This is a genomic window from Corallococcus sp. AS-1-12, from assembly GCF_020036995.1.
GTDB lineage: Bacteria > Myxococcota > Myxococcia > Myxococcales > Myxococcaceae > Corallococcus.
On record NZ_JAIQDD010000004.1, the window covers coordinates 252082 to 273784 of the forward strand.

Genomic DNA, 21703 nt, shown 5'->3' on the forward strand with positions numbered 1-21703 from the left:
ACCCTGGGCTCGCGCGCGAGGCGCCCCCACAGCCCGACGACACCTCCGCCCCGGAATCACTCACGGGGCGGAGCACAGCACCGCCAAATCTCAGCTCTTCGTCAGCGGGCGGTAGCGGATGCGGTGCGGCTCCAGCGCGTCCGGGCCCAGGCGCTTCTTCTTGTCCGCTTCGTAGTCCTCGAAGTTGCCCTCGAAGAAGAACGCCTTGCTGTCACCCTCGAACGCCAGGATGTGCGTGGCGATGCGGTCCAGGAACCAGCGGTCGTGGCTGATGACCACCGCGCAGCCCGCGAAGTTGAGCAGCGCGTCCTCCAGGCTCCGCAGCGTCTCCACGTCCAGGTCGTTCGTGGGCTCGTCCAACAAGAGCAGGTTGCCGCCCTCCTTCAGCATCTTCGCCAGGTGCACCCGGTTGCGCTCGCCGCCGGACAGGTCCTTCACCCGCTTCTGCTGGTCCTGACCCTTGAACGCGAAGCCCGCCAGGTACGCGCGGCTGGGCATCTGGCCCGCGCGGCCCAGGTCCAGGTGATCCAGGCCACCACTCACCTCCTGGAACACCGTATGCTCACCGTTCAGCGCGTCGCGGCTCTGGTCCACGTAGGCCATCTTCACGGTCTCGCCCACGCGCAGCTCGCCCGCGTCCGGCTTCTCCGTGCCCGTCAGCATCCGGAACAGCGTCGTCTTGCCCGCGCCGTTCGGACCAATCACGCCCACGATGCCACCCGGCGGCAACTTGAAGTTCAGGTCGTCGATGAGCAGCCGGTCCCCGTACGCCTTGCGCAGCCCCTTCGCCTCCACCACCAGACCGCCCAGCTTCTCGCCCGGCGGAATCACCACCTCGCCCGTCGGCTCGCGCTTCTCCTGCGACTGGTTGAGCAGGTCCTCGTACGCCGCGATGCGCGCCTTGCTCTTCGCCTGACGGGCCTTCGGAGACGCGCGCACCCACTCCAGCTCGCGCTTGAGCGTCTTCTGACGGTGGCTCTCCGACTTCTCCTCCAGCTCCAACCGCTTCTGCTTCTGGTCCAGCCAACTGGAGTAGTTCCCCTTCCAGGGCACCCCCTCGCCGCGGTCCAGCTCCAGAATCCATTCCGCCACGTTGTCCAGGAAGTACCGGTCGTGCGTGATGCACACGATGGTCCCCGTGTATGCCTTCAGCGCCTGCTCCAGCCACGCCACGCTCTCCGCGTCCAGGTGGTTGGTGGGCTCGTCCAACAGGAGCAGGTCCGGCTTCTCCAGCAGGATGCGGCAGAGCGCCACGCGGCGCTTCTCACCGCCGGACAGCTTCGTCACGTCCGCGTCGCCCGGGGGCAGCCGCAGGGCGTCCATCGCCATCTCCAGCGTGCGGTCCAGCTCCCAGCCGTTGTTCGCGTCGATGAAGTCCTGCAGCTTCGCCTGCTCGGCGAGCAGCTTCTCCATGGCCGCGTCGTCCATGGGCTCCGCGAACTTCGCGCTCACCTCATTGAAGCGGTCCAGCGCCTGACGGATCTCCTTCAGGCCCAGCTCCACGTTCCCCTTCACGTCCAGCTTCGTCTCGAGCTGCGGCTCCTGCGCCAGGTAGCCCACCTTCACCGTGGGGTCCGGCTTCGCGATGCCGAAGAACTCTGTGTCCACCCCCGCCATGATGCGCAGGAGCGTGGACTTGCCGGAGCCGTTGGGGCCAATCACGCCAATCTTCGCGCCCGGGAAGAAGGACAGGTAGATGCCCTTGAGGATGTCCTTGCCGTTCTTGACCTTGCGCAGGTCCTGCATCGTGAAGATGAAATTCTGGGCCATGGCGGCCTCCTCGGGATTCGCTGAAACGTAAGCGGTGCCAGCGGATAGCAGGGAGCCCCATCCGGCTCAAGGCGCCTGCACCGTCCCCGTGTCCGGCTGGACGGGGCGCGTCACGCGTCCAGGAGCGAAAACGCCTGCTCGCTGCCCAGCGAACCCATTTCGAAGGTGTTAGAGGAAGCGCCCCATGTCAGAGCCGACGCCCCCCGCCCTCGAGCTGAAGGGCCTGTCCAAGGCCTACGGAAAGTTCACCGCCCTCCACGCCGTGGACCTCACCATCCGTCCCGGTGAAATCTTCGCCCTCCTGGGCCCCAACGGCGCAGGCAAGACGACCCTCATCGGCAGTGTGTGCGGCCTGGTGAAGAAGTCCGCTGGCACCATGAAGGTCTTCGGCAAGGACCTGGACCAGGACCCCACCGGCCCCCGCTACCAGGTGGGCCTCGTCCCCCAGGAGATCAACTTCGACCCGTTCTTCTCCGTCGCGGAGTCCCTGCGCATCCAGCAGGGCTACTACGGCCAGCCCCGCGACGACGCGCGCATCGACGAGGTCCTCACCGCCCTGAACCTCCAGGCCAAGAAGGACTCCCTCACGCGCGCCCTGTCCGGCGGCATGAAGCGCCGGCTGCTCATCGCCAAGGCGCTGGTCCACAAGCCCAAGCTGGTGTTCCTGGACGAGCCCACCGCGGGCGTGGACGTGGAGCTGCGCCGCGACCTGTGGACGTACGTGAAGAAGATCGCCAGCGAGGGCACCACCATCGTCCTCACCACGCACTACCTGGAAGAGGCCGAGGAGCTGGCGGACCGCGTGGGCATCATCAACGAGGGCCGCCTCCTGATGACCGAGGACAAGGCCGCGCTCCTGCGCCGCTTCGGGGAGAAGCGCCTGGTCGTCACCTTCGCCCAGCCCCAGGCCGCCATGCCCGCCGCGGGCACGCGCTTCGCCGCGAGCCTCTCCGCCGACGGCCGCACGCTCACCTACGTGGAGCGCGACAACTGCGCGCCGTCCGGTGAGCTGCTCCGCTCGCTCTACGCGGACGGGCTGCCCATCGCGGAGGTGGAGACGCGCCGGTCGCGCCTGGAAGACGTGCTCATCGAAATCCTCCGTGGCCGCCCCTCGCAGGCCGCCTGAAACCCCGCCCCTTCGAAAAACACCCCATGAACGTCCTCGGGATGCAGACGCTGTTCGCGAAGGAGGTCCGGCGCTTCATGCGCGTGCCGGGCCAGACCGTCCTCTCGCCCCTCATCAGCACCACGCTGTACTTCATCGTCTTCGGCTACTCGATCTCCGGCCGCATCCACGAGGTGGAGGGCCACCCGTACCTGCACTTCATCGTGCCGGGCCTCGTGTTCCTGGGCATCGCGAACAACGCGTTCCTCAACAGCTCCTCGTCGCTGTTCATCACCAAGATTCAGGGCACGGTGGTGGACCTGCTGGTGGCGCCGCTGGGGCCCGGCGAGCTGATGGTGGGCTTCATCGGCGGCGCCATGGTGCGCGGCCTGGTGGTGGGCCTGCTCACGTGGATCGTCGCGGCGGTGTTCTCCGGCTTCAGCCTGGAGCACCCGCTGGCGACGCTCTACTTCCTCCTGCTGTCCAGCTACGTGTTCAGCGTGCTGGGCATGCTGGCCGCCGTGTGGGCGGAGAAGTTCGAGCAGATCAACTTCTTCCCCACCTTCGTGATGCTGCCGCTCACGTTCCTGGGCGGCGTCTTCTACTCGGTGCGCGAGCTGCCCTCGCCGTGGAACCACATCAGCCTCTTCAACCCCATGGTCTACATGGTGGAGGGGCTGCGCTACGGCATGCTCGGCAGCAGCCTGTTTTCACCCCTGGTGGGGGGCGCCATCCTCGCCGTCACCGCGGCGGTCGCGACGGGCGTCACGTACGCGGTGCTTCGCTCCGGGTACAAGATGAAGGCCTAGACGTCATCACCCCGCCTGCCGCCTCCACGGGTAGGAAGGCGGGCCCCTCCCCGGTGGACAGGGCCTCTGTCTTTTTGGAAGTCGGCTGTTTCCCGCCCGGTGAGAAAGCGCGGTATCCTCCCGGACACCCATGGCGGTGGTCTTCGGGAAATACGAGCTGCTTCGAAAAATCGCGTCGGGCGGGATGGGACAGGTGTTCCTCGCCCGGGAGCACGGGACGGGCTTCGAGCGCCTGGTCGTCCTCAAGCTCATCTTGCCGCACCTCGCCGAGGACGAAGAGTTCCTGGAGATGTTCCTGGACGAGGCGCGGCTGGTGGCGCGGCTGTCCCACCCGAACCTCATCACCATCCTGGACCTCACGGAGATTGAGGGCCGGCACTGCCTGGCCATGGAGTACGTGCAGGGCGAGGACGTGCGCCGGCTGGACCGCTTCGCGCGCAAGCAGGAGCGCCCGCTGCCGGTGGGGCTGGTCATCCGCATCATCGCGGACGCGGCGGCGGGGCTGTCCTACGCGCACGGCGCGAGGGACGGGCACGGCCAGCCGCTGAAGCTGGTGCACCGGGACGTGTCGCCGCAGAACGTGCTCGTCGGGTTCGACGGGGGTGTGAAGGTCATCGACTTCGGCGTGGCGAAGGCGGCCACCAGCGGCCAGCAGACGGCGACGGGCGTGCTCAAGGGCAAGTACCCGTACATGTCGCCGGAGCAGGCCAACGGCATGGCGGTGGACGGCCGGAGCGACCAGTTCGCGCTCGGGGTCGTGATGTGGGAGCTGCTCACGGGCAAGCGCCTCTTCAAGGGCGACACGGACCTGATGACGCTGCGGCTGGTGCGCGACTGCCAGGTGCCGCCGCCGTCGCAGCTCAACCCGAAGCTCCCGCCGGGCCTGGATGACATCGTCCTCAAGGCGCTGGCGCCCACGCCGGACGGCCGCTACGCGGACTGCGCCGCGTTCCGCCTGGCGCTGGAGGACTGGGCGCTCAACCTGCGGCTGCCGTCCAGCAGCGCGCACCTGGCCGCGTACCTGCGGGAGCTGTACGCGGACCGCATCGCCACGGAGGCGGACCCGGCGAAGCTGGACCAGCTCGCCGAGGACGTGGACCTGGACGCGCAGTCCAACTCCTCGCGGGACGGGATGCCCACGTCGGGTGCGCGGGGGCAGTCCGGGTCGCGCGCGTCGAAGCTGGTGGGGCCGCCGTCCCGTCCGCCCACGCGCGTGGAGCCGGAGAAGACGCGGAACACCGCGGCCCTGATGCCGGAGCCCCCGAAGCGCCGCCCGTGGCTGCCCTTCGTGGTGGGCGGCGTGGCGCTGGTGGTGGGCGGCGCGGCGGTGGTGCTGGTGCGCGGTGGCGCGGAGACGGTGACGCCGCCCCCCGTGGTGGTGGCCACGCGGCCCCCGGAGCAAGCGCCGGAGACGGCTCCGCGGCCCACGCCGCCGGAGCCCCCCGCGCCCCAGCCGGTGCACCTGATGGTGACGAGCGAGCCGCCCGGCGCCACGGTGCAGGTGGCGGGCGAGGAGCGCGGCATCACGCCGGTGGCGCTGCCGCTGGTGCCCGGGGAGCCGTCGGTGGCGGTGACGCTCGCGCTCAACGGCTACGAGCCGGTGACGCGGCAGGTGTCCGCGGCGGACGCGCCCGCGGTGGCGGTGGCGCTCCAGAAGCGGGCGGCGCGGCCAGCGCCCCAGCCGAAGAAGCCGCCCTCCGGGTCGTCGCTGGGCATCAAGACGGGGCGCTGAGGCGCCTCTTCGTGCCGCCGGTCCGGCGGACAAGCCCTGCCCGGGTGAGGCGCTTCAGGAGCGCTTCGCTCGCGACTCCGCGGCCACGACGACCACGTAGCCGTCCGGGTCCTTTGCCCAGAACTCCCAGCGGCGCGAGTTCGGGTTCACGTGCGGCGCCTCCACCCACTCCGCCTTCAGCGCCCGCGCCGCCTCCACGCACGCGTCGAAGTCCGTGGTCTCGAACCACAGCAGCACGCCGTGGCCTCGCGGCGCCGTGTCCGGCCCCATCAGGTTCGCGTGCTCGTCCAGGTCCCACGCGTGGAGCTGGAGCACGAGCTCGCCGTTGTTCAGCAGCATCTCGTACTCGGGCCCGCCGTGCCCGCTCTCGCAGCCGAGCACCGCCTGGTACCAGCGGCTGCTCGCCTCCACGTCGCGCACCGCGATGAGGGGCTGCGAACGGACATGGCCGGTGCGGCGGGGCTTGCTCGGCACAAGGGCTCCAGGAGGTCCGGGAAGGACGGGGCGCGTGCGGCCCCGTCCTCCGGTGAGGCACTACCGCTTGAAGTGGTCCGCGACGACGCTCGCCACCGCGGCGGTCAGCTTCTTGCCCGTGGGGATGTGCAGGAACTCATTGGGCCCGTGCGCGTTGCTGCCCGGCCCCAGGAGGCCCGTGATGAGGAACTGCGCCTCCGGGAAGCGCTCGCCCAGCATGCCCATGAACGGGATGGTGCCACCCTCGCCCATCGCCATCGCGGGCTTGCCGAAGCACGCCTTGGACGCGCTCTCCACCGCGCTGGACAGCCAGCCGGCCAGCGGCGGCGCGTCCCAGCCCACCGACGCCTTGTCGCCTTCGAAGGACACCTTGGCGCCGTACGGCGGGTCCTTCTCCAGCGTGTCCTTCAGCGCCTTCGCGGCCACCTTGGGGTCCACGCGCGGCGGGATGCGCATGGACAGCTTCCACGTCGTGAAGGGGCGCAGCACGTTGCCCGCGCTCGCCAGGGCCGGCACGCCCTCCACGCCCGTCAGCGCCAGCGCCGGACGCCAGGTGCGGTTGAGCACCAGCTCCACGCCGTCCGTCGTCACCGGACGCGCGCCCTCCACCCAGGGGAACTTCGAGAACAGCTCGTCGCCCATCGTCTGGGCGGCGGCCTTCGCCTGCTGGCGCCGGCCCTCCGGAATCTCCGTGTGCAGGGCCTGCACCTTGATGTGGCCCGTCGCCTCGTCCTCCACGCGCGACAGCAGCATCCGCATGATGCGCATGGAGGACGCCACCACGCCCGTCGCGTCACCGGAGTGCACGCCCTCCGTGAGGATGTCCACGCGCAGGTTGCCGGCCACCATGCCGCGCAGGCTGGTGGTCATCCAGAGCTGCTCGTAGTTCGCGCAGCCCGAGTCCAGGCACACCACCAGCGACGGCTTGCCGATGCGCGGCGCCAGCGCCTCGATGTACGCGGGCAGGTCGTAGCTGCCGCTCTCCTCGCACGCCTCGATGACGATGGCGCAGCGCGCGTGCGGCACGCCCTGCTCCTTCAGCAGCCGCAGCGCGGACAGCGACGCGAACGCGGAGTAGCCGTCATCCGCGCCGCCGCGCCCGAAGAGCTTGTCGCCCTCGCGCACGGGGGTCCACGGCGTCAGGCCCTCGCGCCAGCCGGTCATCTCCGGCTGCTTGTCCAGGTGCCCGTAGAGCAGCACGGTGTCGTCACCGCGCGTGCCCGGCACCTCCATGTAGATGACCGGCGTGCGGTCCTTGCCGTCCGCCGTCTTCAGCCGCACCACCTCCACCGTCAGCCCCGGCAGGTGCGTGGCCTGCGCGCGGCACCAGTCCGCGATGAGCTGGACGGCCTGCTCCATGTGGCCGGACTTCACCCAGTCCGGGTCGAAGGCGGGCGACTTGTTGGGGATGCGGATGTAGCGCTCCAGCGCCGGGAGGATCTCCTGCTCCCAGATGCGCTCGGACGAGGCGAGGGCTTGGTCGACGTTCATGGCGGCGCCATGCTGCCCACCCCGGCGCCCCCTGTCGATGGAAAGCCCCGCCTCCCAGGGGCGGGGACACCCCCACCGGGGCCTCCCCGCCCGCCCTGCGCGCGGCCTGCCGTCCTGCGTCAGACCGCGCGCGAGCCTGGCTTCACGCGGGGTTCAGGGCTGGATTTCGCGAACACTCAGCCACTTGAAGTCCACGTCCGTCGCGTTGTCCCAGCGGAACACCGCGATGGGGCCGCCCCAGGTGATGGGCGCCGCGGGCACGGCGCCGCCGCAGTGCTGGGCGTCGCCGCCCCACCTGCCGGCGTCCGTGTAGTCGTAGGCCTTCTTCCACGTCACCTTGTCCGCGTTCTCGTTGACGTAGAGCTCCAGCTTCACCGCCGTCTGGCCGCTGACGGTGACGTTGCGCATGACGGCCTTGAAGCCCACCCAGCGGCCCTTGAGCGCGGAGGTGGCGGTGACGTAGGGCGTCTGGTCATAGGAGACGTGCCAGGTCTCCTTCTCCCAGCGGGCGCGGCCGTCGTAGTGCAGGCCGGCCTTGTAGCTGCTGCCCTCGCAGCCGGAGTACTTGTCGTTGTGCTTCCCGCCGCGCGCGTACCACGCGAAGTTGTCCTTCGCGTCGGACACGGCGTTGACCTTCACGAAGCCGGTCATCTCGATGTTCTTCCAGTCGTTCGGCGCCTGCATGTAGCCGCGGCTCGCGAGCACGTCCCGGTCGTAGGTGGGGATCTTCCGGTCGTCGTAGCCCGTGGACGTGAAGACGCTCATCCGCACCTGCTTGTCCTTCATCTTCCAGGAGCCGTCGCTGTTGCGCGTAATCGTGTCCTGCGGGTCGAAGCGAGAATCCGCCAGCGCGTTGTCCGACAGCGTCCACGCCTCGCCCCCGGACTTCGAGGGGTAGAGCATGGTGACGCCGAAGCGGTCCTGGCCCACCGTGGGAGCGGGCGCGGGCGGCGGCGTGGGCGGCGGCGTGGTGGTGCCGGTGATGGCGGCCCACTCCGCGATGCTGGCCCAGGTGTTGACGGAGTTGCCGTTGACGGTGACGCGCACGTAGCGGGCGTTGCGCGGGGTGAAGCTGTAGCGCTCGAAGTTCGCGGTGGTGCCGGACGACGTCGTGGACACGGCCGTGGACCAGGTGGCGCCGTCCGTGGACGTGGCGAGGACGAACGTGTTGGTCCGCTCGTTGCCCCGGTGCCAGGCGATGTCCACCGCGGACAGCGACTGCACGCTGCCCAGGTCGCCCCGGAGCCACTGCCCCACGCCGTCGCTGGACCAGCGCGTACTGAGGTTGCCGTCGATGGTGGCGGACGGCAGGTTGCCGTCATTGCCGCTGGCGGTGACGGCGGTGAAGCCGGACGCGGCGAGCGCCGGCGCGGAGGCCCCGAGCAGCAGGAACGCGCTCGCGGTGGTGAGGTGCCGCTTCCACGGCGATGGATGAGATTGAGACAAGGTGCTTCCTCCTGGGGGCCGTGTACCGGCCAGCCCCCGAGGGCATTCCCTGTCGTTGCATGTTTCACTGTCCGGAAATATCGCGGCCCGCCTCCCCTGCCTCCGGGGTGACGGGCCGCGCGTGAAACAGTGTCTGCCTTTGCGTGCGGGTTACTCGCGCAGCTTCACCACCGCCGCGGAGGGGCCCTCCAGGCGCACGACGTTGCCGGTGAGCGGGGACGCCTCCACGGCGCCGCCGTAGCGCGGGGTCTCGCTCCACATGACGATGCCCGCGCTCGCGTGCGGGTTCAGCGAGTGCACCAGCGAGCCGCGCAGGTTCACGAAGATGAGGAACGTGTCCCCTTCCGCGCGGCGCTCCAGCACGAACGCGTCCGGCCCCAGCGCGCGGGCGTCGTGCGTGCCCTGACGGCTGGTGAGCACGGGCTCCGTGGCGCGCAGGCGCAGCAGCTCCTTGTAGAGCGTGTGCACGCCCGCGGCTTCGGCGTGGTCCAGCTCGCCCCAGTCCAGCGTGGAGCGGGTGAAGGTGTCGCGGGCCTGCGGGTCCGGCACCTCCTCGCCCTTGAAGCGCGAGAAGCCGGCGAACTCCTTGCGGCGCCCCTCCGTGACGAGCTTGCCCAGCTCCGCGTGGTGGTCCGTGAAGTAGAGGAACGGCGTGCGCGCGTTCCACTCCTGGCCCATGAAGAGCAGCGGCGTGAAGGGCGACATCAGGAGCAGCGTGCTCATGGCGCGGTAGGCGGCCGGCGACACGTCCTCCGACAGGCGGTTGCCGAGGGGCCGGTTGCCCACCTGGTCATGGTTCTGGATGCAGTGGACGAAGTGCCACGGCCCCAGCCCCTTCGGGTCCGTGCCGCGCGCGTGACCCAGGTTCTTCGACTTCTGGCCCGTGTAGAACCAGCCCTGCCGCAGCGTCGCGGCCAGGTCCTCCGCGCTGCCGGTGTAGTCCTGGTAGTAGCCCTCGTGGTCGCCCGCGAAGGCGCGCCGGAGCTGGTGGTGCAGGTCATCCGCCCAGACGCCGTCCAGGCCGTAGCCGCCCTCGGACGCGGGCGTGACGAGCTTGCGCTCGTTGCGCTCGTCCTCGGCGATGACGACCACGCGGCGGCCGGGGGCGGAGGCGTGGGCGCGCTCCACGATTTCAGCGAGCAGGTGCGGCTGGCCGTCATCCACCAGGGCGTGCGCGGCGTCCAGGCGCAGGCCGTCCGCGTGGTAGTCGCGGATCCACATCTCCACGTTGGAGAGCACCAGCGAGCGCACGAAGCGGCTGCCCTCGCTGTCGTAGTTCACCGCGTCGCCCCAGGGCGTGTGGTGCTTGCCGGTGAAGTAGTGCGGCGAGTACGCGCGCAGGTAGTTCCCGTCCGGTCCGAAGTGGTTGTAGACGGCGTCGATGAGCACCGCGAGCCCGTGCGCGTGCGCCGCGTCGATGAGCTTGCGTAAGCCCCTGGGCCCGCCGTAGGTGGCCTGCGGCGCGAAGAGGTCCACGCCGTCGTAGCCCCAGTTGCGGGCGCCCGGGAAGCTGGCCACCGGCAGCAGCTCCAGCGTGTTGACGCCCAGCTCGCGCAGGTGGGCGAGCTTCGGGATGAACGCCTCGAAGGTGCCCTCCGGCGTGGCGGTGCCCACGTGCACCTCGTAGATGACCAGGGACTGCGGATCCGGTCCCTTCCAGTGCGAGTCCGTCCAGCCATGGTCGGAGCCCACCACCTCCGACGGGCCGTGGACGCCCTGGGGTTGCGAGCGGGACCAGGGGTCGGGGAACGGATCCGCGCCGTCCACGCTGAGCTTGTAGCGGGCGCCCTCGCCCAGGTCCGGCAGCGCGCCGCCGAAGCAGCCGTCCGCTTCGGGGGTGAGCGGCACCTTGCGCAGGACGCGGTCCTCCGCGTCGTAGAGGACCACGTCCACGCCCTGGTGGCCGGGCGCCCAGACGCGCCAGCGCACCGAGGAACCCTCCACCCACGCACCCAGCCGGGGCGCCTGGGACCGAGCTTCAATCGATTGAGCCATGTGCGCCCGTGTTAATGCGCACGCGCGGCTCCGGGGAGCACCCCGCGCACGCGGGGAGCGGCGCTGTTCACGGGTCGACCTCTGGGCGCCCACGAGTGCGGACCGGAGGACGGACCCGGGATGCCGCTTCCGCGTCTCGCTGAACCCCTGACATCCTGTTGTCAGCCCATGACCCCACAGGTAACATGCCGGAGTCCCCAGGGGTCACTTTCCACCCAATTCCAAGTATGTCAGACTCGGAAAGTTAGTCTTCTTTTTCTCGAATTCACCTGCTAATGAATGAGCCCCAGGAAAGCGCCCTCGAACCAGGACACCGCGCATGGGGATTCAGCGAAGCCATTGGGCCGTGCCCTGGGCATGGGCCGCGCTGATGGTGGCGTGCTCCACACCGAACCCGGATGTCCGCGTCCGTGAGCTTCCGGATGGACAGCTCCAGGTCACCGGTCCGCTCGCGGGCCCCTTTCCCACGGTGGAGGAGCTCGCCGGGAACGCGTGTGAGATCATGACCCGGCAGCCTGGGGCATCGTCGGGTGATTACGGGATGGAGTACTGCGCGCTGGTCTATTACTCGGGTGCGGAGGACGCGTACTACCTGAGCCATCTGTCCGACGTCCAAGGCACGAGCGTTGGCCGCACGAAGTCCTGTCTGGTCCCCACGAAGCTGGATGATCCGCGGCACCTGGATGCCGTCATCCTGGGGAGGGGCCACAACCATCCCCACAACCGGCGCTTCTCCCAGAAGGACATGGGGCGCGACCGCGAGTGGGTTCCCTCGCGGATCGCCGACTCGCGGACCGGCAAGGTCCTCCGGCGGCATCTCCTGCTGTTCTACCGGGAGAAAGCGGGCGAGTGCCGTGCCTACAAATTCGACTACGCCGACCGCGAGGTGGCCGCGCTTCGTGGAGGCGTCTGGGTTCCCATCGGCTCGGTCAGCGACGACCAGGGCAACATCGAGCTCTACGAAGGGCAGGACTGGACGCCATGAACGTGCGCACGCGGCCTCAGCGTCTGGCGCCCCTTCTCCTCGGCGTCATGGTCTGTGTCCTGAGCCAGGGCTGTAGCTACTTCGGCTATTACAAATACGAGCGGCCCGAACGCATCCCTCCCGAAGAGGGGGCGCGCATCCGGGATCCGCAGGCGTTCCAGACGACGACCGAGCTGGATGGTCCGACCTTCGCCGCGTTCCAGGCCGCGATGAAGGACTTCTTCCCCCCGGGCGCGAAGGCCAGCGGCAATCACGAACGGCTGGTCCGCTGCCTCGGGCGCAAGGACCTCTTCGACGTCCGCATCCAGAAGGTGAACGACGACCTGTACGTCATCGCCTTCTCCGCCAACCTCGACCGCTGCGAGGAGATGCCACCCGACGCCGTGGTCCTGGACGCGGGCGCCACCTATCTCATCGACGGCAAGGGCCGCATCCTCGACATCCGGTAGGGTGGCTTGTCGCGCCCCGGGGCCTCCCGGATGATGGGGCGCCACCGAGCCCGCCCCTCCTGGAGTTCACCGCGATGTCTCCCCGTTCCGGCGTCGAACCCTCCGCCTTCCCCGAAGGCCCGCCCATCCAGGAGCGCGTGGCCGCGCTGGAGGTGCTGTCGCCCCAGGAGATTGACGCGCGCCTGGGCGACCTGGGCTACCGGGGCCAGCCCGAGGCCCGCCGCGCGGCCTCCGTGCTCGCCTACCGCCACCTGCGCCGCATCCGCCGGCTCTACCTGGAGGGGCTGGAGCCCGAGCCCGGCACCCGCGAGAACGCCCTCTTCCTGGGCCCCACAGGCTCCGGCAAGACGTTCCTCGTGGAGCTGATGTTCCGCGAAATCCTCGGCGTGCCCACCGTGCTCGCGGACGCCACCCAGTTCTCCGAAACGGGCTACGTGGGCGACGACGTCAGCACCCTCCTGTCCCGCCTCTACGAAGCCGCCGAGCGCGACCCGGCGTGGGCCGCCTGCGGCGTCATCTGCATGGACGAGTTCGACAAGCTCGCCACCAGCCGCTCCGACAGCCGCTTCTCCGGCCAGCAGACAACCAAGGACGTCAGCGGCTTCGGCGTGCAGCGCAGCCTGCTGCACCTGCTCTCCGCGGCGCAGGCCACCTTCCCGCCGGACTTCGGCTTCACCAGCCGGATCCGCTCCGAGTCCCTGGACATGGGCTGCATCACCTTCATCGCCTGCGGCGCCTTCAGCGGCTTCCGGGGCACGGCGGCGACCCTGAACCACGTGGAGCGCGTGGGCTTCGGCCGCGAGCCCGGCAAGGGCGGCCAGAAGGACCTGGAGTCCATCGCCACGCGCATCACGGAGGAGCACCTGGAGAACACCACCGCGTTCTCCCGCTACGGCTTCATCCCGGAGCTGATTGGCCGCTTCAACCGGCTGGTGTCCTTCGACCCGCTGGACGCCGCCACGCTAGGGGACATCCTCCAGGACACCGTGCTGCGCACCTGGGAGCGCGAGTTCGCCCACGAGGGCCTGGAGCTCACCGTGGACCCCGCCGTGCGCGAGTGGATCGTCGCCCGCGCCCTCAAGCGCGAGACGGGCGCCCGCGGCCTGCGCACCGCCCTGGCTCCCGCGCTGGAGCAGGCCGCCTACGAGCACTTCGGCCACGGCAGGGCCGCCACCGTGCGCCTGGTGCTCCAGGACGACGCCGTGCGCGCCGTGCGCGGCTGACGGCGGGAGCAGCCGACGCGCCGGGGCCCGGTCCGCGGGGCCCCCGGAGCGTCGGTCAGCCGGGCCCGTCCTTCACCCGCGAGCCAGACGCCTTACGGTTGAGGCACACAAAAGCGGCGCGGAGGCGGCCCATGGCACACATCAACCAGGAAATCCCCCGGGAGCAGTGGGCGAGCTACCTCGCCGGCATCAGCAAGCAGGACGCCACCCAGTGGGTGCGCGTGGAGTCCATCGACGCGGAGACCGGCGACCAGCCCCTGGCCGACCGCCTGCCCCTGGTGGACATCTCCCTGGAGCGCAAGGGGAGCGACTCCGGCGCCGTGCAGATCATCGTGGGCCGCGAGGACGGGCGCATCACCCACCGCATCCTCGAACCGGACCACGTCTACGCGGAGCTGGATGAAGAGACGGGCGCGCTGGAGTGCCTGGAGATTGGCGAGCGCGGCGGCAAGACGCTCATCTTCTTCGAGCGCCCCACGGAGGCCGAGGAGGTCTCCGCCCGCTTCTGACGCCCCAAACGGCACGGGGCCGACGGGAGCGAAGACGCTCCCACCGGCCCCTGCCCCCTCACGAGCGTGACGCTTGAATCACGGGTACAGCGCGCGGGCGCCCTGCTTGTCCAGGGTGGTCAGCACCAGGTCGCCCGTCTGGGTGCCGTTGCACTGCGGGTAGTGCATGACGGAGGCGCGGTCGTAGGTGGAGGTCAGCGCGCGCCACTGGTTGTCCTCGTAGCAGCCGCTCGAGGTGGAGCGGGTGTGCTCGTGACGGAAGCCCAGCGTGTGGCCCAGCTCGTGGCGCAGGATGCCCGTCAGCGTCCAGGGCGACAGGTTGCCGAAGGCGCTGCTGTCGATGAGGACGTTGCGGCCGGAGCGGCTGGAGTTCGGGAAGAACGCGCGCGCCACGTAGGACTGGCCCGACACCGGACGGATGTCGAACAGCACGCCCGTCTGGGACGCGGTGCAGGCGCTGTCGTACTGGGACAGGTAGACGAACTTCACGCTCGCCGTGGCCTGCCAGGCCGCCGTCGCGCTCGCCATCGCGTTCACGACCTTCGTCTTGTTGGTGCCGAAGTTGTTGCTGATGCAGTAGGTGAGGTTCGTCTTCTGCGTGCTGCTCCACTTGATGTCGCCGCCGATGTAGTACACGGCCAGGCCGTCCTGCGACTTGCCCAACTGCGCCTCGACGACGTTGCGGAAGTAGGCCGCCAGCTCCTCCTCGGAGTCCAGGGCCTCGTCACCGTTGACGATGATCTTCCCGCCCTCCCACGGCTCACGGTACGCCTGGGCCTTGAACTCCTCCCACGTGGGCTTCGCCTCGGACTCCTGCGCGGACTCGGGGCCACCGCACGCGCCGAGCATCAGCGAAACGCCGGCCAGCATCGCAACAGAGCGGAACTTGAGCATTGGGGGACTCTTCCTGTGTGCTTCGAGGGATGCGCGGCCACCACCTGGCCTTCCCGCCAGGCGCGGTCCGCCGCGCGCCGGGCCAATGAGCAACTGCCGGGCCAACGGCCCTCTCCAGGAGAAAAACAGGAAACGCGGGGATAGCTGGAGCGCATCCGCTCCAGCCCCCGCCCCGTCAACCGTCACTTCACGTGACGTTTACAAACCCAAGTCCCCTGAAAGACAGAGGTTTTTCCAGGAACCTCTCGCTGCCCAAGAAAAAGACAGCGAGGTGCCCTGATTCCGGTCAGACCCCTGGATGGCTTTCCAGGGAATCCCTAGAGGATGGCGCGGCGCATCTTCCAGTAGGTCTCCTTGGCCATGCGGAAGGTGTTGGAGCCCGGGGGCAGCAGGACGCGCAGCAGCTCCGCGGACTGGAGCTGGAGGGGGCGCACGCAGTGGGCATCCAGTTGGTGGCGCAGGTAGCCCACCATGTCGCGGCTGCGGTACTCGTTGAAGTAGTTGCGCAGCTCGGCCTCCGTGCGGGCCTTGCCGTTGTCCGCGTACTTGGCCACGTAGGGGCTGAAGTCCGGGTAGAGGCTGCCCTTGCCGAAGCCGCCGTGCACGGTGGTCTTCATGAAGTTGCCGATGAGCAGGTCGTCGAACACCTGGTACTTCACGGCGGTCATCAGCGAGTTGCGGGGCGCCTCGAAGGTGATGCCCTTGTGGAAGCGGCGCTTGTTGAACTCGATGACGTGCTCCTGGCCGCCCACGCGGAAGCGGAGGAAGTCCAGCACGGAGCCCAGGTGCTCGACGGCGCGGAAGTACTGCTCCAGTTGCTTCACCTCGTCCGCCTCCAGGCGCTCGCTCCAGTCGTCCCCGAAGTCCTTGGGGTCCAGCGGCTTGATGACGCGCTCCTTCGGGTGGATGGAGGCGGAGGCGTCGTTGGTGAAGTCGTGGCGCAGGAAGGCCGGGAGCATCTCGCAGGTGTTGGAGGCGAAGCCCCGCGCGTAGTCCGGCAGCGTGGTGGTGTACTCGGAAGCCCAGACGCTGTCGGCGCGCTGGTACTTGTGCATGGAGCTGAAGGGGACGAAGTAGCGCACGCCGTACGTCTCCGCCATGCGAGCAATCGTCTGTCCCACGGGCGTCTTCGCCGCCGCGTACGGGAGGATGCGGCGCCCGTCCTCGGTGAAGAAGTTCATCATGTCCGCGTCGCCGTAGCCGGACAGGGCCAGGAGGTACGTCTCGCTGTACTCCTTGATGACCCGGCGCACGAAGCGGCCCTGGCCGCGGTCACCGGCGTCGTTGAGGTTGACGATGAGCCGGCCACCCACCTCCACCAGCAGCACCGCGTCCTGGTTCACGTCCGGGATGCACAGCACGCGGATGCGCGGGGACAGGCGGGTCCACTCGCGGTCCTGGAGCACCTGGACCTTGAAGCCCGCCTCGCGCAGGTCGTCCCGGATGCGGCCGCCCACGTGGTTGGGGACCAGCAGCGTGCGCTCGCGCAGCTTCTCCAGCGACGCCATGCTCAGGTGGTCCGGGTGGCCGTGCGACAGCCACACGAAGGGGCAGTCCAGGATGGACTGGCGCTGCTCCTCCGGAACCTCGTGGGACAGCGTCCAGCTTCCGAAGTACGCGTCTCCGTCCGTCCACGGGTCCGTCACCAGCACCGGCCCGTTGTCGTGACAGATGAGTGTGGCGTTGCCAATCGTCTCGAAACCCAGCTCCATTGCGCGCCCCCTTGAACCCCTCACGCCGCTCCCATTGCGCGTGTGGACGAAAAGGTGGCACCCGGACTTTTGCCTACAAGCTTGGGAAACATGCTTCACGCCTGGCCGGTAGCCCTCCGCGCCTGCGGCCCAGGAAAGGGCTTTCCCTTGTCAGGGGGTTCGCGGCGGACAGCACGCCCCACGGCGGATCCACGCTGTCCCCCGGGGCTCGCGTCCGGGGGCACGCCGCTGCCCTGACAGGGCGGATCCGCGCCGCCCCTGTCCACCGGCGGACACGCGGATCCGCCAGCGGTCAGCGGCGGCGGGACACGAGCGAGAGGATCTGCGGGCCGTAGCGCTCCGTGAGGGCGGGGCCCACGCCGTGGATGGACATCAGCTCCGCGCCGCTGGAGGGCCGGGCGCTGGCGATGGCGTCCAGCACGCGGTCGGTGAGGATGCGGAACGCGGGCACCTTGCGCTTGCGGGCCTCGGTGAGGCGCCACTCCTTGAGGGTCGCCACCAGGGCGGGGGGCGGCTCGAGGTCGGGCGGCGCGTTGCGGGACGCGTTCCAGGAGGCCCGTGGGCCCGGCGAGGCGTCCGGCGTGGCGCGCGCCTTCCAGCCGCTCCGGGCCGGCGGGGCCTCCGCGGGGAAGGACTCCTGGCTGAAGTCCGCGTCATCGCGCGGGGCCCAGGACGCCGAGCCTCCCCGGCGGCCCTTGCCGCGTCCCCGGGGCGAGGCCTCCGCGCTGGAGGCGGCGCGCTTGCGGGACGCGCGCTTGGTGCCGCCAGCCGCCGTGCGGCCCTTGCGCTTCTTGGAGGGCACCTCGCGCGCCTGGGGCAGCACCACCTGGCCGGGGGCGATGACGCGGGCGCGGCGGCCGGTGTCCGTGAGGGCCAGCCGCTGGAACTGGATGACCTGGCCGTCCTTGTCGAACGAGTCCGACTCCAGGCGCACCAGCCCCGCGCGCACCAGCCCGCCCACGAGCCGCTCGAAGTCACGGCGGTGGAGCTGCTCCCCGAAGAGCTCGCGGTGGAGCCGTCCGGTGGCCTGTCCGTCGCGGGCGTGGAGGGCCTCCAGGATGCGGCCCAGCGCGTGGGCCTCCAGGGCGGAGGGCTCCTCGAAGCGGACCACCTCGCAGGACTCGGGGGCGCAGACGTCGCACAGGCCGCAGGCGGCGCCGGAGTCCTGCACGTCGCCGAAGTGCGCGACCAGGTGGCGCATGCGGCAGTCGTGCGCCTCCGCGTAGCGGCCCATCTGCTCCAGGTGGAGCTGCTTGCGCTCGCGCTGCGCGATGTACGCCACGGCCCAGCCCGCGCGGCCGCGCCGCACGTCCTCGTCCGGGGTCATCTCCACGCCGCCGTGGATCCACAGTTGCTCCAGGGCCTTGTCGAAGATTTCCGGGTCGCCGCGCACGCGGGCCTGGATGGAGGCCTTGGGCTCCAGCTCGTTGGAGGTGGCCTGGTAGATGCGCTCCAGGACGGAGGGGTCCGGGTAGTCGCGGCGGTGGAAGAACTCGTGGGTGCGCCGGTCCACGAAGGCGTGGAGCAGCACCGCGCGCGAGTCCTTGCCGTCGCGGCCCGCGCGCCCCAGCTCCTGGTAGTAGCCCTCCAGGCTGGCGGGCAGCGCCGCGTGGATGACGGTGCGCACGTCCGGCTTGTCGATGCCCATGCCGAACGCGGTCGTGGCGACGATGACCTCCAGGTGGCCCTTGAGGAAGGCGGCCTGGATGCGGTCGCGCTCCTGGGGCTGGAGGCCCGCGTGGTACGGGGCGGTGTGGAAGTCGTGCGCGAGCAGGTCCGCGTACTGCTCCGCGTGCTTGCGCGTGGACGCGTAGACGATGGCGGGCCGGTGCTCCGGGTTCTTGAGCAGGGACAGGATGGCGTCGCCGCGGGCGCCCGGGTTGAGCTCGCGCACCTCGATGGCGATGTTGGTGCGGCGGAAGCCGTGGATGAAGGTGTGCGCGGCGCCGCCCCGTGAGCCGCGCAGGCCGAGCTGCTGGACGATGTCCTTCTGCACGTCCGGCGTGGCGGTGGCGGTGAGCGCCACCACGGGCGCGGGGCGCAAGAGCGGCAAGCGCGAGCCCAGCAGCCGGTAGTCCGGACGGAAGTCGTGGCCCCACTGCGAGATGCAGTGCGCCTCGTCGATGGCGATGAGCGAGGGCGTGCGGCGGGCCAGCAGCTCCACGAAGCCGGGGACGCCCAGGCGCTCCGGGGCGATGAAGAGGAAGTCCAGGCGCCCTTCAAGGTACTCGGCGCAGACCTGCCGGGAGGTGGCCCGGTCGCGGCCGGAGTGGATGCGGTCCGCGGCGAAGCCCAGCGACTGGAGCCGCAGCACCTGGTCCTCCATCAGCGCGATGAGCGGGCTGACGACGACGGTGGTGCCCGCGCGGGCCAGGCCCGGGAGCTGGTAGCAGAGGGACTTGCCCGCGCCCGTGGGCATCACCAGCAGCAGGTCCTCGCCGGACGTGGCCGCGCGGCAGACCTCTTCCTGGTACGGGCGGAAGTCGTTGAAGCCGAAGGCCTCCTTGAGGAGACCGCGAAGCTTGTCCGGAGGCGTGGGCGCGCGGTGCACGCGCTCCGGCCGGGTGCCGCCCATGTTCACGGTTTGAGGCTGGCGTTTGGCCCGGCCGAAGCCCTCCGAGGAGGCCTGCACGAAGGCGGTGCGCACCTCCGCGGAGGGGATGTTGGGAGGACGGTCCTGCACGCGCGGCGACGCGGCCGGTGCGGCGGCGCCCGCGGAGCCGTCGTGGAGGCCGTGGGCCGGGGCGCCCACCGCGAAACGCCAGGCACCGGGGACGTCGGAGCCGCCGTGGCCGGATGCCCCCGTGTGACGTGCGTCGCCTGCCGCGCCGTGGCCGAACGCGCGGGGGCCTTCTCCCGTCATGCTCGCGGAGGCACCGACCTCATTGCGCGCGGTGTTGGCTCGGGCCGCGGCCTGGACGGTGGCGGTCGCGGACTCGCGGGTCCGGAACAGCTCCTCGGTGGGTGCCTTCGCGGGATGCGGCCTCGCGGCTTCGAACCGTGCGCTCGCAGCCGCGGCTTCGTTCCGCGGCGCGGCGCCGGCCACCGGCGTGGGCGGCAGCGACGTGGGCGCCTGCCCCACGACCTCCCGCACATACGCCTCGATGCCGCTCATGAACGCATCCAGCGCGCCCTGCCCGCGCTCGATGCGCTGGAGCCACGCCTCCCACTGCCCCGTCATCACGGGGGACTTCACGTCCGGGTGCACCACCTGGATGAGGTGGATGCCCTTGTCCGTGGCCACCAGGCGCTTGCCCTCGCGGGTCAGGTACTCGCGCTCGAGCAGCAGCTCGATGGTCGCGGCGCGCGTGGCGGGCGTGCCCAGCCCCGTGTCGCGCATCGCGTCCACCAGCTCCTTCTCATCCAGCGTGCGCCCCGCGGACTCCATCGCCGTCAGGAGCGTGGCCTCCGTGAAGCACGGCGGCGGACGCGTGCGCTTCTTCACCGCCTCCACGTCCTCCACCGTCTGCGCCTGTCCACGCGCGAGCCCCGCGGGCAGGTCCTGCGGCTCGTCGTCCGGCTCCTCCTCCTTGTCCTTGTCCGCGCCCTTCCTACCCTCCGGCTTGAGACGCGGCGCCTTCTGCCCGCCCCCCACGTCCAGGACCTTCCAGCCCACCTTCTCCACCTGCGTGCCCGCGCTGTGGAAGCGGTCCACCACGGGCCCCGCGTCCCCCTTCGACGTCACCGCGGTGATGACCGTGGTCACCTTCCAGACGTGGTCCTCGTGCCACGCCTGGAGCAGCCGCCGGCACACCAGGTCATAGAGGCGCTGCTCGTCCGGAGACAGCCGCACGCCGGACGCCGGCATGGGCGTGGGGATGATGGCGTGGTGGTCCGTCACCTTCGAGTCATCCACGTAGCGCTTGCCCAGCGGGCGCTCGCCCGTGCCCGGCGCCAGGTCCTCCTGGTAGGGCGCGGCGATGGCGCGCACCACCTCCGGCAGCGTGTCCGCCACCGTCTCCGACAGGTGCCGGCTCGCGGTGCGCGGGTAGCTCAAGAGCTTGTGCTTCTCATAGAGCGCCTGCGCGACCTCCAGCGTGCGCTGCGCGCTGAAGCCGTAGAGCCGGTTCGCGTGGCGCTGGAGCTCCGTGAGGTCGTAGAGCAGCGGCGGCGGCATCCGCTTGGTCTCCGCGTCCAGCGACTCCACCACCGCGTTGCCGCCGCGCACGCGGTCGATGACCCGGCCCGCCTCCACGCCGTCCGCGTCCAGCCGGCGCGCCTCGCGCACGGCCTCGTAGCCCGGCGGAACCACCGGCTTGCCGTCCGGCCCCGAGCGGAACCACGTGCCCTGGTAGCGGGCCCCCACGGGCGCGCCCTTGCCGCGAGGGGAGAAGGTGGCCACGACCTCCAGGTAGTCCCGGGGCACGAAGTCGCGGATGGCCAGCTCGCGCTCCACCACCATGGCCAGCGTGGGCGTCTGCACGCGCCCCACGGACAGCATGTTGCCGTAGGTGCCGCTCGCCAGCGTGTAGAGGCGCGACAGGTTCATGCCCACGAGCCAGTCCGCACGGCTGCGCCCCATGGCGGCGGCGGCCAGCGGCGCGTAGGCCTTGCCGTCCTTGAGGTGCTGGAAGCCGTCGCGGATGGCGCGCTCGGTGAGCGACGACACCCACAGCCGCCGCACCGGCTTGCGGCACCCGGCGGCGTCGTAGATGTAGCGGAAGATGAGCTCGCCCTCGCGCCCGGCGTCCGTGGCGCACACCACGGCGGACACCTCCGGCGCGTTCATCACGCGGCGGACGACCTCGAACTGGGCTTTCGTGGAGTCCGACACCACCAGCGGCCAGTCCCCCGGCAGCATGGGCAACTGCGAGCGGTGCCACTTCTTCCACTCGGGGCGCATCTCATGCGGCTGGGCCAGGCCCACCAGGTGGCCAATGGCCCACGTCACGACGTAGCCGTTGCCGCGCAGGAAGCCCTCGCCGCGCTCGGTGGCGCCGAGCACCCGGGCGATGTCGCGCGCCACGGCGGGCTTCTCCGCCACCACCGCGAGGACGGAGCCCCGCCCACCGCGAGCCGTCCCACCGTCCACGCTCGCGTCCCGCGACACCGACCTGTCCCATCCGGGCGACTCGCCCATCTCATCCCACCTCATGACCTGTCCCCTCC

15 protein-coding genes are annotated in these 21703 nt (G+C 70.4%); 7 read left to right on the plus strand and 8 right to left on the minus strand.

Annotated elements, in window-relative coordinates; translation table 11 throughout:
- Nucleotides 1-90: 90 nt before the first annotated feature.
- Nucleotides 91-1770, minus strand: coding sequence for an energy-dependent translational throttle protein EttA (ettA, locus tag K8556_RS08315; RefSeq protein ID WP_223739486.1), 1680 nt, complete (start codon nucleotides 1768-1770; stop codon nucleotides 91-93).
- Nucleotides 1771-1954: 184 nt separating this feature from the next.
- Between ettA and K8556_RS08320 the strand changes: the two genes are divergently transcribed.
- From K8556_RS08320 to K8556_RS08330, 3 genes are all read left to right on the plus strand, one after another.
- Complete coding sequence (locus tag K8556_RS08320) at nucleotides 1955-2896, plus strand: ABC transporter ATP-binding protein (RefSeq protein ID WP_223739487.1); 942 nt, start codon at nucleotides 1955-1957, stop codon at nucleotides 2894-2896.
- Between the two features lie 26 nt (nucleotides 2897-2922).
- Entirely contained in the window at nucleotides 2923-3684 is a 762-nt protein-coding gene (locus K8556_RS08325) for an ABC transporter permease (protein ID WP_014393340.1), read from the plus strand.
- A 130-nt stretch (nucleotides 3685-3814) separates the two neighbouring features.
- Complete coding sequence (locus K8556_RS08330) at nucleotides 3815-5416, plus strand: serine/threonine-protein kinase (RefSeq protein WP_223739488.1); 1602 nt, start codon at nucleotides 3815-3817, stop codon at nucleotides 5414-5416.
- A gap of 54 nt (nucleotides 5417-5470) precedes the next feature.
- On the opposite strand, the gene K8556_RS08335 is transcribed toward K8556_RS08330, so the two are convergent.
- From K8556_RS08335 to treZ, 4 genes are all read right to left on the minus strand, one after another.
- Complete coding sequence (locus K8556_RS08335; RefSeq protein WP_223739489.1) at nucleotides 5471-5890, minus strand: VOC family protein; 420 nt, start codon at nucleotides 5888-5890, stop codon at nucleotides 5471-5473.
- A gap of 60 nt (nucleotides 5891-5950) precedes the next feature.
- Nucleotides 5951-7381, minus strand: coding sequence for a M20 family metallopeptidase (locus tag K8556_RS08340; RefSeq protein ID WP_223739490.1), 1431 nt, complete (start codon nucleotides 7379-7381; stop codon nucleotides 5951-5953).
- Between the two features lie 153 nt (nucleotides 7382-7534).
- Nucleotides 7535-8827 (minus strand): discoidin domain-containing protein, encoded by a 1293-nt coding sequence (locus K8556_RS08345; protein ID WP_223739491.1) that lies wholly within the window; start codon nucleotides 8825-8827, stop codon nucleotides 7535-7537.
- 150 nt (nucleotides 8828-8977) lie between these two features.
- Nucleotides 8978-10822, minus strand: coding sequence for a malto-oligosyltrehalose trehalohydrolase (treZ, locus tag K8556_RS08350; RefSeq protein ID WP_223739492.1), 1845 nt, complete (start codon nucleotides 10820-10822; stop codon nucleotides 8978-8980).
- Between the two features lie 319 nt (nucleotides 10823-11141).
- Between treZ and K8556_RS08355 the strand changes: the two genes are divergently transcribed.
- The 4 genes from K8556_RS08355 to K8556_RS08370 all read left to right on the plus strand — a co-directional run bounded on the left by K8556_RS08355 (nucleotide 11142) and on the right by K8556_RS08370 (nucleotide 13988).
- The gene (locus K8556_RS08355) at nucleotides 11142-11807 is read left to right on the plus strand and encodes a hypothetical protein (protein ID WP_223739493.1); all 666 of its coding nucleotides are present in this window, start codon (nucleotides 11142-11144) and stop codon (nucleotides 11805-11807) included.
- Entirely contained in the window at nucleotides 11804-12256 is a 453-nt protein-coding gene (locus K8556_RS08360; RefSeq protein ID WP_223739494.1) for a hypothetical protein, read from the plus strand. Before K8556_RS08355 ends, K8556_RS08360 begins: the two co-directional genes overlap by 4 nt.
- A gap of 74 nt (nucleotides 12257-12330) precedes the next feature.
- Nucleotides 12331-13479: an AAA family ATPase gene (locus tag K8556_RS08365; protein WP_223739495.1), complete on the plus strand. Its 1149-nt coding sequence runs from the start codon at nucleotides 12331-12333 to the stop codon at nucleotides 13477-13479.
- Between the two features lie 131 nt (nucleotides 13480-13610).
- A complete protein-coding gene (locus K8556_RS08370) occupies nucleotides 13611-13988 on the plus strand; it encodes a DUF5335 family protein (protein ID WP_223739496.1) in 378 nt (125 codons plus the stop codon).
- Nucleotides 13989-14066: 78 nt separating this feature from the next.
- Here K8556_RS08370 and K8556_RS08375 read toward each other — a convergent pair whose 3' ends face one another.
- The 3 genes from K8556_RS08375 to K8556_RS08385 all read right to left on the minus strand — a co-directional run bounded on the left by K8556_RS08375 (nucleotide 14067) and on the right by K8556_RS08385 (nucleotide 21689).
- The gene (locus tag K8556_RS08375) at nucleotides 14067-14882 is read right to left on the minus strand and encodes a matrixin family metalloprotease (protein WP_223739497.1); all 816 of its coding nucleotides are present in this window, start codon (nucleotides 14880-14882) and stop codon (nucleotides 14067-14069) included.
- A 317-nt stretch (nucleotides 14883-15199) separates the two neighbouring features.
- Nucleotides 15200-16594, minus strand: a complete 1395-nt coding sequence (locus tag K8556_RS08380; protein WP_223739498.1) for an MBL fold metallo-hydrolase — start codon at nucleotides 16592-16594, stop codon at nucleotides 15200-15202.
- Nucleotides 16595-16886: 292 nt separating this feature from the next.
- The gene (locus tag K8556_RS08385) at nucleotides 16887-21689 is read right to left on the minus strand and encodes a DNA topoisomerase 3 (RefSeq protein WP_223739499.1); all 4803 of its coding nucleotides are present in this window, start codon (nucleotides 21687-21689) and stop codon (nucleotides 16887-16889) included.
- Between the last annotated feature and the right edge of the window lie 14 nt (nucleotides 21690-21703).

Excerpts from the sequence above, each read along its gene's own strand:
- K8556_RS08340 (WP_223739490.1), bottom strand. The coding sequence starts at position 7,381 with ATGAACGTCGACCAAGCCCTCGCCTCGTCCGAGCGCATCTGGGAGCAG.
- K8556_RS08330 (WP_223739488.1), top strand. The coding sequence starts at position 3,815 with ATGGCGGTGGTCTTCGGGAAATACGAGCTGCTTCGAAAAATCGCGTCG.
- K8556_RS08320 (WP_223739487.1), top strand. The coding sequence starts at position 1,955 with ATGTCAGAGCCGACGCCCCCCGCCCTCGAGCTGAAGGGCCTGTCCAAG.
- K8556_RS08355 (WP_223739493.1), top strand. The coding sequence starts at position 11,142 with ATGGGGATTCAGCGAAGCCATTGGGCCGTGCCCTGGGCATGGGCCGCG.
- K8556_RS08385 (WP_223739499.1), bottom strand. The coding sequence starts at position 21,689 with ATGAGGTGGGATGAGATGGGCGAGTCGCCCGGATGGGACAGGTCGGTG.
- K8556_RS08365 (WP_223739495.1), top strand. The coding sequence starts at position 12,331 with ATGTCTCCCCGTTCCGGCGTCGAACCCTCCGCCTTCCCCGAAGGCCCG.
- K8556_RS08370 (WP_223739496.1), top strand. The coding sequence starts at position 13,611 with ATGGCACACATCAACCAGGAAATCCCCCGGGAGCAGTGGGCGAGCTAC.
- treZ (WP_223739492.1), bottom strand. The coding sequence starts at position 10,822 with ATGGCTCAATCGATTGAAGCTCGGTCCCAGGCGCCCCGGCTGGGTGCG.
- K8556_RS08375 (WP_223739497.1), bottom strand. The coding sequence starts at position 14,882 with ATGCTCAAGTTCCGCTCTGTTGCGATGCTGGCCGGCGTTTCGCTGATG.
- K8556_RS08325 (WP_014393340.1), top strand. The coding sequence starts at position 2,923 with ATGAACGTCCTCGGGATGCAGACGCTGTTCGCGAAGGAGGTCCGGCGC.
- K8556_RS08360 (WP_223739494.1), top strand. The coding sequence starts at position 11,804 with ATGAACGTGCGCACGCGGCCTCAGCGTCTGGCGCCCCTTCTCCTCGGC.
- ettA (WP_223739486.1), bottom strand. The coding sequence starts at position 1,770 with ATGGCCCAGAATTTCATCTTCACGATGCAGGACCTGCGCAAGGTCAAG.
- K8556_RS08380 (WP_223739498.1), bottom strand. The coding sequence starts at position 16,594 with ATGGAGCTGGGTTTCGAGACGATTGGCAACGCCACACTCATCTGTCAC.